Source organism: Massilimicrobiota sp. An80 (assembly GCF_002159255.1).
GTDB lineage: Bacteria > Bacillota_I > Bacilli_A > Erysipelotrichales > Coprobacillaceae > Allocoprobacillus > Allocoprobacillus merdigallinarum.
Genome location: NZ_NFHI01000001.1, coordinates 1 through 13034, shown reverse-complemented (window position 1 = coordinate 13034; position 13034 = coordinate 1). Strand labels below are relative to the sequence as shown.

At 32.4% G+C, this 13034-nt stretch carries 12 protein-coding genes and 11 tRNA genes; 4 read left to right on the top strand and 19 right to left on the bottom strand.

The genetic code is table 11. The features are described 5' to 3' along the window. Positions 1-106: 106 nt before the first annotated feature. Positions 107-628 carry a cysteine hydrolase family protein gene (locus B5G32_RS00120; protein WP_087297424.1) on the top strand — a complete coding sequence of 174 codons (522 nt, stop codon included), beginning with the start codon at positions 107-109 and terminating at the stop codon, positions 626-628. A 92-nt stretch (positions 629-720) separates the two neighbouring features. On the opposite strand, the gene B5G32_RS00115 is transcribed toward B5G32_RS00120, so the two are convergent. From B5G32_RS00115 to B5G32_RS00100, 4 genes are read right to left on the bottom strand one after another with little or no spacing between them, the layout of a single operon-like run. Further along, positions 721-1179, bottom strand: coding sequence for a gamma-glutamylcyclotransferase family protein (locus tag B5G32_RS00115; RefSeq protein ID WP_087935442.1), 459 nt, complete (start codon positions 1177-1179; stop codon positions 721-723). Further along, positions 1179-1820, bottom strand: a complete 642-nt coding sequence (gene pcp, locus B5G32_RS00110; RefSeq protein ID WP_087242740.1) for a pyroglutamyl-peptidase I — start codon at positions 1818-1820, stop codon at positions 1179-1181. Before pcp ends, B5G32_RS00115 begins: the two co-directional genes overlap by 1 nt. A gap of 13 nt (positions 1821-1833) precedes the next feature. Continuing rightward, positions 1834-2853, bottom strand: a complete 1020-nt coding sequence (locus tag B5G32_RS00105; RefSeq protein WP_087935441.1) for a DUF979 domain-containing protein — start codon at positions 2851-2853, stop codon at positions 1834-1836. After that, entirely contained in the window at positions 2853-3530 is a 678-nt protein-coding gene (locus B5G32_RS00100) for a DUF969 domain-containing protein (RefSeq protein WP_087242744.1), read from the bottom strand. Before B5G32_RS00100 ends, B5G32_RS00105 begins: the two co-directional genes overlap by 1 nt. 240 nt (positions 3531-3770) lie before the next feature. Between B5G32_RS00100 and B5G32_RS00095 the strand changes: the two genes are divergently transcribed. Continuing rightward, positions 3771-4835, top strand: a complete 1065-nt coding sequence (locus B5G32_RS00095; protein ID WP_087935440.1) for a branched-chain amino acid aminotransferase — start codon at positions 3771-3773, stop codon at positions 4833-4835. Positions 4836-5168: 333 nt separating this feature from the next. Continuing rightward, positions 5169-5441: an MFS transporter gene (locus tag B5G32_RS00085; protein WP_255374723.1), complete on the top strand. Its 273-nt coding sequence runs from the start codon at positions 5169-5171 to the stop codon at positions 5439-5441. Positions 5442-5450: 9 nt separating this feature from the next. Here the strand turns inward: B5G32_RS00085 and B5G32_RS00080 are convergent, their stop codons facing one another. The 3 genes from B5G32_RS00080 to B5G32_RS00070 form a co-directional block, all read right to left on the bottom strand. Further along, positions 5451-6788, bottom strand: coding sequence for a citrate synthase (locus B5G32_RS00080; RefSeq protein WP_087935437.1), 1338 nt, complete (start codon positions 6786-6788; stop codon positions 5451-5453). A 74-nt stretch (positions 6789-6862) separates the two neighbouring features. Further along, positions 6863-7636: an HAD-IIB family hydrolase gene (locus B5G32_RS00075; protein ID WP_087935436.1), complete on the bottom strand. Its 774-nt coding sequence runs from the start codon at positions 7634-7636 to the stop codon at positions 6863-6865. 23 nt (positions 7637-7659) lie between these two features. Beyond that, positions 7660-8673, bottom strand: a complete 1014-nt coding sequence (locus tag B5G32_RS00070; protein ID WP_087935435.1) for an AI-2E family transporter — start codon at positions 8671-8673, stop codon at positions 7660-7662. A gap of 129 nt (positions 8674-8802) precedes the next feature. On the opposite strand from B5G32_RS00070, the gene B5G32_RS00065 reads away from it, so the two are divergent. Beyond that, a complete protein-coding gene (locus tag B5G32_RS00065; protein ID WP_087935434.1) occupies positions 8803-9348 on the top strand; it encodes a hypothetical protein in 546 nt (181 codons plus the stop codon). On the opposite strand, the gene B5G32_RS00060 is transcribed toward B5G32_RS00065, so the two are convergent. The 12 genes from B5G32_RS00060 to B5G32_RS00005 all read right to left on the bottom strand — a co-directional run bounded on the left by B5G32_RS00060 (position 9345) and on the right by B5G32_RS00005 (position 12891). Next, the gene (locus B5G32_RS00060) at positions 9345-11681 is read right to left on the bottom strand and encodes an HAD-IC family P-type ATPase (RefSeq protein WP_087935433.1); all 2337 of its coding nucleotides are present in this window, start codon (positions 11679-11681) and stop codon (positions 9345-9347) included. The two genes, B5G32_RS00065 and B5G32_RS00060, sit on opposite strands and share 4 nt — an antisense overlap. Positions 11682-11809: 128 nt before the next feature. After that, positions 11810-11886, bottom strand: a tRNA-Ile gene (locus B5G32_RS00055). A 40-nt stretch (positions 11887-11926) separates the two neighbouring features. Next, a tRNA-Met gene (locus B5G32_RS00050) sits at positions 11927-12003 on the bottom strand. Between the two features lie 26 nt (positions 12004-12029). Further along, positions 12030-12105, bottom strand: a tRNA-Phe gene (locus tag B5G32_RS00045). A gap of 8 nt (positions 12106-12113) precedes the next feature. Next, positions 12114-12190: transfer RNA gene (locus B5G32_RS00040), tRNA-Asp, on the bottom strand. A 3-nt stretch (positions 12191-12193) separates the two neighbouring features. After that, positions 12194-12270, bottom strand: a tRNA-Met gene (locus tag B5G32_RS00035). A gap of 17 nt (positions 12271-12287) precedes the next feature. Continuing rightward, positions 12288-12380: transfer RNA gene (locus B5G32_RS00030), tRNA-Ser, on the bottom strand. A 9-nt stretch (positions 12381-12389) separates the two neighbouring features. Continuing rightward, a tRNA-Ala gene (locus tag B5G32_RS00025) sits at positions 12390-12465 on the bottom strand. Positions 12466-12472: 7 nt separating this feature from the next. Continuing rightward, a tRNA-Pro gene (locus B5G32_RS00020) sits at positions 12473-12549 on the bottom strand. Positions 12550-12563: 14 nt separating this feature from the next. After that, positions 12564-12640, bottom strand: a tRNA-Arg gene (locus B5G32_RS00015). A gap of 84 nt (positions 12641-12724) precedes the next feature. Then, positions 12725-12813, bottom strand: a tRNA-Leu gene (locus B5G32_RS00010). 3 nt (positions 12814-12816) lie between these two features. Next, a tRNA-Cys gene (locus tag B5G32_RS00005) sits at positions 12817-12891 on the bottom strand. Between the last annotated feature and the right edge of the window lie 143 nt (positions 12892-13034).

The following is a 13034-nucleotide window of genomic DNA, read 5'->3' as shown; positions in this document are numbered from 1 at the left end:
ATCTACCTACCCATTATAACGCATTTTTTAAACAATGAAAATATTATCTTTTTCAATATCATTGACATGCTTCAAACAAGCAGTAAAATAATATTGAGGTGAAAACATGAAAAAATTATTAATTGTTGTTGATTTTCAAAATGACTTTGTGACTGGTAGTTTAGGATTTGATGAAGCTCCTCAACTAGAAAATCATATTGTCCATTTAATTCAGACATTCCAACAAAATCATGATGATATTATCTATACAATGGATACACATCAAACAAATTATCTACAGACTTATGAAGGATTGCATCTTCCTATTGCCCATTGTATAGAAAATACACCAGGATGGCAGTTATATGGAAAAGTGAAAGAATTATTAAGTGATTGTACCTGCTATAAGAAAGAAACATTTCCATCTTTAGAAATGGCTAATGATTTAAAAAATAAAGAATATGAAAGTGTTACTTTAGTTGGACTTGTTTCTCATATTTGTGTTTTATCGAATGCGATTATGGTCAAATCAGCTTTACCTGACACGCCCGTACGTGTAGATTTAAAAGGTTGTGCCAGCAGTGATCAAATCACTCATCAAAAAAGTATTGACGTTATGAAGTCTTTACAAATAGAAATAATTGAATAGTAAAAACCACGCCATGAATTGAACTTTTAGAGTTCATTCAAAAGACGTGGTTTTTTACATTTATAATAGACTTGTTTCAATATAAACACTCTTTAATAAAACATATCTTCATCATCAAATAAATTTTGTGAATTTAATTTTTTCTTTTGCATATATTGAACATAATCATGTTCTAGGATATCTTTACCTAAAAGATTGACATTCATAGGATTATCCATATTAAACTCATAAACATATGCTTGATCTTTGACTTTTCCATCATTATCTAAAATATCCATATAGATTTTATTATATTCATTATTCTGGCAATCTTTACCAAAATAGCTTTCTAACTCATCAAGATGAGCTAAAGTCTGATCATTAACATCATAAACTTCACCAAAAATCATATCCTGACCTTCACATAAATAAGCAGGATAAATTTTACCAATAATTGTCATTAAACTTCCTTTTATATAACCATGACCACAATATGTTGCTTGATCTTTTAAATAAATGTCATAATTATACATACCTTGTCTTAAAGTTCCATATACAAATACTTTTGCCATTAATGTGTCGCTCCACCTGTTACTTTTAAATCTTCTTTAGTATCTACAATAGCTTCAATAGCTGCGCATAAACCTTCTACTATAGTTGATAAACTCATGCTTGCAGTGTTTGCTCTTTCAATAACTTGTTCTGGTAAAAATGGAATATGTATAAATCCACTTCTTTTCCCTGGATATTTCGTTTCAATAATGTGTCTAACTCCATATAACACATGATTGCATACAAATGTTCCTGCCGTATTAGATACTGCAGCTGGTATATTCTTTTCACAAATTCGTGCAACCATGGCCTTTATTGGTAAATTAGAGAAATAAGCTGCAGGTCCATCTTCAAAAACAGGTTCATCAATAATCTGTTGCCCAGCATTATCAGGAATACGGCAATCATCAATATTAATTCCAATTCTTTCAACAGTGATAGCTGTACGTCCTCCAGCCTGACCAATAGATAAAACAACATCTGGATCATATTTAGCAATTGCTTCATCAATGACCTTTAAAGATTGATGACAAATGGTTGGAATTTCTAATTTTATAATCTGAGCTCCTGCAATTTCATCAGGCAATAATTTTACAGATTCAATCGCGGGATTAATTTTATCTCCACCAAATGGGTCAAAACCAGTCACTAAAATTTTCATCTTTTATAACCTCCTAAAATGCTAAGACAAGCATTAATACAATATGAATAACAATCATGATCATAGCCATTGGAAGCTGTGATTTAATAACAGCCCATTTTTGATCTTTTGTTTCTAAAACGGCACAAGGAACAATATTGAAGTTTGCTGCCATTGGCGTTAATAGTGTACCACAATATCCAGCTGTCATACCTAAAGCAGCTACAATTGATGGATCTCCACCTTGATTAATAACAAATGGAATCCCAATACCAATGGTAATAACGGTAAATGCCGCAAAAGCATTACCCATAATCATTGTAAAGATAACCATACCTAAAACATAAACAATAACACCAATCACAATATTACCAGATGGGATAACACTTGAAATAATGTTTGAAATAACATCTCCAACACCTGCTTCATTAAAAACACTTCCTAAAGCTCCTAACAACTGTGGTAATAAACAAGAAGCTCCTACTTGCATTAATAAACGTGATGTATCACTACGTGTTTCAGATAATTTTGGTTTACAAATGATCATCGCTAAAACAAGTGCTACAAGACATGCAATTCCTGTCATAACGGCACCATCTAATGCAGTTGGATTTCCTGCACTGCTACCAAATGAAAATAATTGTAAAGTAAAGAAATTACTTAATTTCAAGAAAAATGTCTGTGCTGTTTCAGCATTATATTGAATTAATGATAAAATTAAAGCCATAACCCCAATAGAAACAGCAGGAATAAAGATTTTATTTCCTAATTTTTCACTCGCTTGTTGACGGAATTCATGAGTTGATTCTGTAAATTCACCCATTTTCACCTGATTTGTTGCTGTTAAGCATCCCATAACAACAAGCATAGCTCCAATTAAAACATTAGGAAGTAATTTTCCTAACATAAAAATGACACCTAATAAAGCCCAGAATAATGTTGTTCCTACTTTTGCTTCTTTATTACGTGTTGCACGATAAGCAGTATCAAAACTTACAAATGCACATAAAACATAGAAGAATTCAGGAAGATAGATTGTTAAAAAGTCTAACATTATTTATTTCCTCCCTTCTTGATTTTTCTGTCATATAAAAAGACTTGAACAAATGTTAATGCTACAGAAATAACCGCAATATATATAGAAGCCGTTGCAATGGATGCAAGAGTCACTTCTGTAAATCCTGCTTCAGCCATTGTTCCATACATCAAAACAACACCACTGGCAGCTGGGAAACAGTTTTGTGCAAAGAAGTTTCCATAGTTTTCTACTGCAGAAGATAATCCTTTTAATGATTCTTCTTCTTTTTCATCTAACTCTCCACCTTTAACTTTTTCACCTGCTGCTTGAGCCATTGGATAAATTAATGGTCTTACAAACTGTACAACCCCACCAATTCTAATATTTAATGCAGAAGCAATAGTACGAATAACAGAGTAAATCGCTAAGACTTTTCCAGCCGATGCATTTTTTATTTTACCAATTAAATATGCAGCTCTTTCTTTTAAACCATATCTTTCGATAATCGCAATAACTGGGAAAATAATTAAGAAAATTGACATTAAACGATTAGAAACAAAAGAACTTCCTAAGATTTCTAATATTTCAATAAAACTCATTCCAGAAACTAAACCAGTCACAATTCCTGAAATAATAACAGTCGCTAAAACATCTAATTTTAAGGCAAATCCTACAACGATGATAACGATTCCAATCAGTGTTATATACTCCACAAATACACTCCCTTTCAAAATGTTAACAGAAATATTATATATGATTTTTCTATTTCTTGCAACTCAATGTCCTTTTCACTAAAATTGTTCATTACCATTTTATACCAATATAACAATTTTATATAAACAAATTTATGAATTATAGAAAATATAACGTTTTTTCATTATTTCATTTCAAAAAAACATTGTATACAACTTTAAAAAAGAGTATAATTTCTTTAATCAAAAAGGGGGATTTTTATGGAAATAAGAATTGAAAAAGTACAAACTTTAAAAGAAAAACCTAATCAAGATCAGTTAGGTTTTGGAAAATATTTTACTGATCATATGTTCATTATGGATTGGGATAAAGATCAAGGTTGGCATGATGCACGCATTGTCCCTTATGGACCCATCCCAATGGATCCAGCCACAATGGTTTTACACTATGCTCAAGAAACATTTGAAGGATTAAAAGCTTACCGTAATCCAAATGGCGATATTTTACTTTTCAGACCAGAAATGAATGGAAAACGTATGATTAATTCTAACAAACGTCTATGTATGGCTGAACTTCCTGAAGATATGTTTGTAGAAGCGGTTGAAGCCATTGTTAAATTTGAACAAGATTGGATTCCAACTGCACCAGATACATCTTTATATATTCGTCCATTTATGTATGCTTCTCAACCAGGCGTTGGGGTACATCCTGCTGACAGTTATCGTTTCATCATCATTCTTTCACCAGTAGGTGCTTATTATCCTGAAGGTGTAAACCCAGTGAAAATTTGGGTTGAAGATGAATTTGTCAGAGCGGTCAAAGGCGGTACTGGTTTTACAAAATGTGGTGGAAATTATGCTGCCAGCATTGCTGCACAAGTCAAAGCTGAACAGAACGGATATACACAGGTTCTTTGGTTAGATGGTGTTCATAGAAAATATGTTGAAGAAGTTGGAACTATGAATGTCATGTTCCTTATTGGTGATACCGTTGTGACAGCGGCGCTTGAAGGTTCTGTCTTACCTGGTGTGACAAGAGATTCTATTATACATATCTTAAAAGATATGGGATATAAAGTAGAAGAACGTGATTTAAGTATTGATGAACTCATGGAAGCGGGTCGTACTGGTCAATTAAAAGAAGCATGGGGAACGGGTACAGCTGCTGTTATTTCTCCAATTGGTGAACTTTGTTATAAAGGTGAAAAAATAACGATTCATGACTTTAAAACAGGTCCTCTCACACAAAAACTTTATGACACTCTAACAGGTATTCAATGGGGGCGTCTTGAAGATAAATATCATTGGACAAAAGTTGTTAAATAATGAATATATAGAGATTTGTTTAAACAAACTTTTACATTTTAAAAATGATTTTGCTATAATATCAACGTTATCGAGCAACGAAAAGGTGTAAGTCCAGATTATGGACTTATGCCTTTTTTGTCATTTAAAGGAGGAATATATTTTACAATTGTGGCTGTCATGTTATTCTTAACAAGAATTTTCATAGGAAAAGTGGCCAATCAAAAAGAGGAAGTTATCTTTGTTTACACATGTCATATGTGTATGTTTATTGCATTATTCCTGATAGCTTTCATTCCTCATAACATCACTTTTCTTCTTTCAGCAGCTCTTTCTGGTTATGTCTTTGGATGAATTGAACCCGCCTTACAGTCTATGGCCGTGAGTATTGCACCACCTCAAAGAAGAGGTGCAGCCAATTCAACATTTCTATGTGCTTATGATATGGGAATTGGATTAGGTGGAGGAATCGCTGGTGTTTTGATTGATATGATTGGATATAATTATATGTTTGCCATCATTGCTATAGCAAATATTTTATCTATTCTTATTTATATTGCTATTGGCCAAAAGCATCCATCATCATTAACTTATCGTTTAAAAATGCAAAAAGAAAAGCAAGCTTAGACTTGCTTTTTATTTACGTTTTTCAACTGGCTGATAGTCTTTTAATGTCCCAACATATTTTGTAGCTGGTCTGATAATACGGTTTGAATATAATTTGTTTTCTACATTATGTGCGATCCACCCTACTGTTCTTGCAACAACAAATAATAATGTATAAAGATCACTCGGTATATTCAACATATTGTAAACAAGCCCACTATAAAAGTCGACATTCGTACAGACATGGATTCCTTTTCGTTGATAAATTTCTTGAACAGCAATTTCACCAAAACGTTTATAAAATAAATATTCCTGATGACGCCCTTTTTCAATGGCTAATTCCTCACAGATTTGACTTAACATCTCACTACGAGGATCACTTAATGTATAAACAGCATGTCCAATTCCATAAACAAGACCACTGCCATCATTGAAATCTTTATCCAAAATACGATTAATAATCATTTTTATTTGATCATCAGTTGCATCTAATGATATTTCTTCAATAACGTTTTCCATTTGTTTTTTTACAGCTAAATTTGCTCCTCCATGACGCGGCCCTTTTAAAGAACCAATTGCTCCAGCTACTGAAGAATATATATCTGTTCCTGTTGAAGAAATAACAACATTGGTAAATGTAGAGTTATTTCCTCCACCATGGTCTGCATGTAAAACCAATGCAATATCTAAAGCTTCTGCTTCTTTTTGAGTAAATTTTCCGTCATTTCTCAATAAAGATAAAATCGTTTCAGCAATACTTAAATCTTTTTGAACATGATGAATAACCAGACTCTTTTCATCAAAATAATGAACTTTTGTCTGATATGTATAACAGACAATACTTGGAATCTTAGCCAATAAATCAATTCCCTTATTAAGAGTTTCTATTATACTTGTATTATCAGGATCATCATCATAACCATATAACATCAATACTTCCTGCTGTAATTTATTCATTAAGTTTTTAGCTGGAAATCCTAAGATATTGGCCTCTAAATAATGTGGAGGCAATTCATAACGATCACTTAAAACTTTTTTGAATTTTTCAAACTCATCATATGAAGGCAAATAACCAAAAAGAATTAAAAAACATACTTCTTCAAATAAATATCTTTTCTCTTTTCTTTGACCATTTATAATGTCTTCAACATTAATACCACGATAATAAAGACTTCCATAATCATCTGTTTTTTCTCCATCTTGGATTTTATATCCAACAACATCAGAAATTTTAGTTAATCCAACCAATACTCCTGTACCATCTTCATTACGTAAACCTTTTTTCACAGAATAAGTTTGATAAAGTTCATTATCTATATGATTTTCAACTAAGGACTTTTCAAAAAAATCTTGGATTTGATCATTCATAGATTCTCACCCCTTTTTCTATATTAAGTCCATTATATCACTATTTTGTATAATTGTATACAATAAATAGATATTTAAATCCATCCAAAATATTGACAGGCATATTCAATACCATCTTCATAACTTGCTTTTGTAATAAAGCTCGCTTTATCTTTCAATTCTTGACAGGCATTTCCCATTGCAATTGATGTCCATTCTGGTTTAAACATAATCAAATCATTATAATCATCCCCAAAAACAACGACATCTTCAGCTTGACCATGAACATACTCTAACATTTTGAAAATACCTTCATCTTTAGCATCATGCTGATATGTTAAATATTCTTTCATAAAACGAATATGTCCAATTGAATCAAGAAGTGTTAATTCATGTTCATGCTTTTCATCCACAGCAATATAAATTTTATAATAATCTTGAATATCCTGATAAGTTAATGATGAATCAAAGAAATATCTAGTTGGTTCTTTTCTATATCCAACCTGTTGAATAAATAATTCATCATTCATAATAACATCAATACTATCATTAGGTGAAATAAGAAGTCCAAATCCTTTTTGATGAGCTTCCTGACATAACGCAATAGCTTTTTGACGATCCAAAGGTTTATTTTCAATAAGCTGATCATTCATTGTAATAGCAGCGCCTCCATTACTTACAATATGGTGAAATCCTGCTTCTTTCGCAAATTCTTTTGTTTTATAATAAGCTCTTCCTGTCGCAATACATACAAAATGACCATTGTCCTGTAATTTTTTGATTGTTGTTTTTGCACTAGGTATCAATTCACCTGTTTGCTTATTTGTAAGTGTTCCATCTATATCAAAGAAAAAATATTTTTTATTCATAACTATCACCTTCCTAAAGTTTATTATATCAAATCCTCACTTTTATGAAAATACTGATAAATAAAACTCATATGAATGGGTGAAAGAATAACGCCAGCTATACCAAAAAAATGAATATGCAAAACCATAGATACCAATAATAAAAAAGCAGGAATTTTCATCTCTTTATTCATGATATGCGGTTCAAGAAAACTACGTATCATGTTAATAATCAAATATAAGCAAAATAAATAAACTGCCTTCATATATACCCCTTGAAATAAATATAAAACCATCATAGGTATTAAAATAATTCCAATTCCAATAAATGGCAAACTGTCCAGCAAACAAATTGTAAAAGCATAAAGCAATGGTGAATCAATCTTTAAAATAAGAAAAGCAATCAATAAAATTAAAAATGTTACAAACATTAAAATAATCTGACATTTCATGTAAATCCATAAACTTTTTAAGACTCTATTTTTAAACTGTACAAGTTGAAAACATGTCTTTTTTTGTAAGAGTCGTAAAAAACAACCTTTCATATCTTCATAATCTAAAACAAGAAAAAATGTAGAAATCACAAATATGAAGAAAGACAAAAGAAATGAAGGAATGGATTTAATAAAAGATGATGCAAAAGATATGAAATCAAGCATATTCTGATTAATCCAGTTTTGAAAGATGATTACAAAATCTTGTGGTACAAAAGAAAAGATATTTTCTAAAAGTTTTGTTATTTTATATATAAAGGGTAAAAAAATAGAATCATAATACACAGGCAATTGTTGAAAAAAGTGGACACATAAACAAAATAAAGCTGTTATTAATATGCCCAAAAGGAATGCTAAAGCAAGATAAATAAATAATAGCAAAGAAATACCTATAGCACTTTTTTGTAATGGAATATACTGTTGAATACGATCAATCAATGGCTTTAAAACAAAAAAACAGAGAATAGCTAATATAAATGGAAAAAGCAAAGAAAACATATATTTTAAAATAATAATATATATTAATAAACCAAACCCAATGATAAGGTATTGTTTTTTATCCATAGACTCACCTATTCATTTATATGTTTATAAATAAAAATAAGTCCATTCAGGACTTATTTATACAATTCATGACAACAATCGACATTTTTCTTATTGAAAACATGTTAAAGTTAATCATGGTGATTAAAAATGCATATATATGATTCAACGAATAATCAATATCAATTCCCAATTTTAGATCCAGATTTTTCCTATCAGCATATTGATTATCAAAAAAATCTATATCCTTTCTTTAAACAGTTACATATTCCTTCTACTGTACGCTTTTTAACTGGAATATATATTGAATATCAAATTCTACCCTATCATATTGAAGAATATCCTCAACTTTATTTTCATATTTCAAAACATTTAGCAACAAAAATGAATGAATTCTTTGATTTTGGTGATGCTCACCTCTATTATGAAAGATCCAACTTCTTCTTTTTAGTTATGTTTAATACAAATGAAGAACTGATTGAAATTGCTTTTATTCAATTTCATTCATATTTGAAAAACAAAACATTTGAATACTTACATCATACATGTTCATTTCAAATCAAATGTGGTGCTTATGTATCAACCATTAATATTCATCCTTATAAGCTCTTTGATCTAGCTAAAGAACAATGTCAACAAATTTTATCTAAAGATAAAACTCACATTTCAGTTTATAATTTAAAATTATTACGTTAATGACATTCAAAGTGTTGATATAAAAGGACAATTGCTTTTTTTAAAATCAATAATACAAAAATACTGCTCAAACATATTGGAATAATGAAAATTAATGATTTTGAGAAAAGTGAATAAATCTCAAAGAAATCATGCATTATCATCAATATGAGATAAAAAACAACTGTAATCGTACTCGTAACAATGACTCTTATACGATTCCATGGTAAACATACAACAAAAACGACCAGAAAACTGATAAAACCAGCAACTAAATAATAATATGTAGATAACATTTTAGCATCAAAATGGAATTCTTTTCCAATCCAGGTAATGGCCAGCATATAAATGATCATAGTCAGGGCACAAGGCAAAGCTGTCGAAATGACATGTTTCAAAAAACCTTGTGATGATAAAGACGATGAACGTTCCAGAGTCAACAAGAAACTAGGTAAACCGATTGCTAAACCACTAATTAAACTTAACTGTAATGGTGTAAATGGATAACTCATTCTTAAAACCGCAAAAATCAAGGCTAATACTGTTGAATAAATTGTTTTGGTTAAATAAAGTGAGCTGACTCTTTCAATATCTGCAATAATAGCTCTCCCCTCTTTCACAATATCAACCATAGATGCGAAAGAAGAATCTAATAAAACAATATGTGCAGCCTGTTTAGCAGCATCACTTCCCGCGGCCATAGCGATACCACAATCAGCATCTTTAAGTGCCAGAACATCATTTACTCCATCTCCAACCATTCCAACAACATGCTCATTTACCTGTAGTGCTTTAATAATACGCTGTTTCTGTTCTGGTTTAACACGACCAAAAACATGATAATGTGCAACAATATTTTCTAATTCCATATCATCTTCAGGTAATGTTGAAGCATCAATATAGAGATGACCATTCTTTAATCCAGCTAATTGCACAACACGAGATACAGTTGCTGGATTATCCCCTGATAATATACGTATATCCACATTTGCATTTTCAAAGAAATGTAATGTTTCTTTAGCTTCAGGACGAATACAATCATAAATAATAATAAGTGCGATTGGCTTGACTTGACCAATCTTGGATTCTTGTTCATCAATCAAATCTATTTTTCCTAACAAAAGAACACGAAATCCCTTTTGGGCATATTCATCACCCTGATTTAAAACAACATGATCTGATGGTAATAAAAATTCTGGTGCTCCTAAGACATAGTTACCATTTCCTTGAATACTTAAGGCACGCATCTTTCTTTGAGATGAAAAAGGAATACGTTTATTCACAATAACGTTGTCTTGTTTAAAGAAATAGTCTTGCAATGCTAATTGCGTTGCATTGACATCATCAAACTCATGAGCCATCACACCCATAATATATTCTATTTCCTTTAAACGATATGGCTCAACAGGTATCACTTCTTCAACTTTGAGTTCACCTGTTGTAATGGTTCCTGTTTTATCTAAGCATAAGACATCTACCCTTGCTAAAGCTTCAATAGCTTCCATTTCTTGAATCAAGGCCTTTTTACGCGCCAATTTTCCAACACCAATGATAAATGATAAACTTGTTAATAAAACCAAACCTTCAGGAATCATTCCAACGACACCAGCTACAGTTTTGACAATGGCACTGGCTAAATCATTTGGAAAGGCACTACGTTGTGAAAAAAACAATACGATACCAACTGGAATAATCACAACACTTAAAACTTTAATCACTTTTTCAATAGAATCTTTCATTTCAGAAGAAGCTTTATTTTTATTTTTCGCTTTATGAACAAGCTTAGTGGAATAATTATCATTCCCTACACGAATAACCTTCGCATAAGCACTTCCGGCAACTACAAAACTACCTGAAAGTAACTCATCATCTTTATACTTCTTAACAGGTTCAGATTCACCAGTTAACATAGCTTCATTAACTTCCATTCCCTGCGAACTTAAAACGATACAGTCACTTCCTATTTGATTACCCATTTCTAAAAAAACAATATCATCTAAAACCAATTCTTCCGTAGGAATAATAATTTCTTCTTGATTTCTTATAACTTTTACTTTCTTAACTGTCACAACAGTTAACTGATCAATAATTTTCTTAACCTTAAACTCCTGATAAATACCAATAAAAGCATTAATAAAGATGACAACCATAAAGGTTAAATTGGTCCAACGACCAGTAGAAATAATAATGGCTGCTAAAAAAACATTTAAACAGTTGAAATAAGTCAAAGTATGTTCTAAAACAATTTGTTTTTTTGTTTTTGAAATATTATCATGTGATATATTAATAAGCCCTCGTTGCTTACGTTCTTCTACCTGTTGATATGTTAACCCCATATATTTCATATCATCCATCAAATCACCTACTTTTATATCAATATATAACATTGTTATGAAATATATATGAATATCATAAAAATATCATAACACAAATTATGATATAAAAAAATAAAAAAAACCTCATAAAGAGGTTGCATACATCTTGGTGGACCCTGAAGGACTCGAACCTTCGACCGATCGGTTATGAGCCGATAGCTCTAACCAACTGAGCTAAGGGTCCAAGTAAAATAAAAAGTGGTATTCACCACTATTAAACTTAATGGTAGCGGGGAAGGGATTCGAACCCCCGACCCACCGGGTATGAACCGATTGCTCTAGCCAACTGAGCTACCCCGCCATGTAGTGAATCGTTTTTGATAAAAATGGTGGTTCCGGCCGGAATCGAACCAGCGACACGAGGATTTTCAGTCCTCTGCTCTACCGACTGAGCTACGGAACCAAAATAAATGGCGGTCTGGACGGGGCTCGAACCCGCGACCTCCGCCGTGACAGGGCGGCATTCTAACCAACTGAACTACCAGACCATTTGGTTGCGGGAGAAGGATTTGAACCAACGACCTTCGGGTTATGAGCCCGACGAGCTACCAGACTGCTCCATCCCGCGATATGAAATTTAATAAATGGCGGAGGTTGAGGGATTCGAACCCCCGCGGGACTTTCATCCCCTGTCGGTTTTCAAGACCGATCCCTTCAGCCGGACTTGGGTAAACCTCCGCAACATAATGGTGGAGCTTAGCGGGATCGAACCGCTGACCTCCTGCGTGCAAAGCAGGCGCTCTCCCAGCTGAGCTAAAGCCCCATTACAATGGTCGGGAAGACAGGATTCGAACCTGCGACCCCCTGGTCCCAAACCAGGTGCACTACCAAGCTGTGCTACTTCCCGTTCGTATATTTGATTGGCGCGCTAGGCAGGAATCGAACCCACAACCTCTTGATCCGTAGTCAAGCACTCTATCCAGTTGAGCTACTAGCGCCTCTTAACAGTGCCATTCAATAATATCACATTTCTTATTCAATTGCAACACTTTTTTTCATTTTTTTCAATTTCTTTTTTTGAATGGTGCCCAGGGCCGGAGTCGAACCGGCACGGATTTTAAGGTCCGCAGGATTTTAAGTCCTGTGCGTCTACCAATTTCGCCACCTGGGCAGTTGGAGGTTCCAGCCGGACTCGAACCGACGATGACAGAGTTGCAGTCTGTAGCCTTACCAACTTGGCTATGGAACCAACTTCCTTAACTCGTTGCTCACCTAGTATATAATATTTTCCCCATTTATGCAATACCTTTTTTCGTTTTTTTTACAAATGATTGCTCTCATTTGACTCCATATTTTAATTTTACTTCTTAAATTCAAAGCTTTTTTTATTTT

Bases quoted from the DNA above. Each gene is read 5' to 3' on its own strand.
- B5G32_RS00070 (WP_087935435.1), bottom strand. From the start codon at position 8,673: ATGGATAAAAAACAATACCTTATCATTGGGTTTGGTTTATTAATATAT.
- B5G32_RS00095 (WP_087935440.1), top strand. From the start codon at position 3,771: ATGGAAATAAGAATTGAAAAAGTACAAACTTTAAAAGAAAAACCTAAT.
- B5G32_RS00120 (WP_087297424.1), top strand. From the start codon at position 107: ATGAAAAAATTATTAATTGTTGTTGATTTTCAAAATGACTTTGTGACT.
- pcp (WP_087242740.1), bottom strand. From the start codon at position 1,820: ATGAAAATTTTAGTGACTGGTTTTGACCCATTTGGTGGAGATAAAATT.
- B5G32_RS00060 (WP_087935433.1), bottom strand. From the start codon at position 11,681: ATGGATGATATGAAATATATGGGGTTAACATATCAACAGGTAGAAGAA.
- B5G32_RS00105 (WP_087935441.1), bottom strand. From the start codon at position 2,853: ATGTTAGACTTTTTAACAATCTATCTTCCTGAATTCTTCTATGTTTTA.
- B5G32_RS00065 (WP_087935434.1), top strand. From the start codon at position 8,803: ATGCATATATATGATTCAACGAATAATCAATATCAATTCCCAATTTTA.
- B5G32_RS00075 (WP_087935436.1), bottom strand. From the start codon at position 7,636: ATGAATAAAAAATATTTTTTCTTTGATATAGATGGAACACTTACAAAT.
- B5G32_RS00115 (WP_087935442.1), bottom strand. From the start codon at position 1,179: ATGGCAAAAGTATTTGTATATGGAACTTTAAGACAAGGTATGTATAAT.
- B5G32_RS00080 (WP_087935437.1), bottom strand. From the start codon at position 6,788: ATGAATGATCAAATCCAAGATTTTTTTGAAAAGTCCTTAGTTGAAAAT.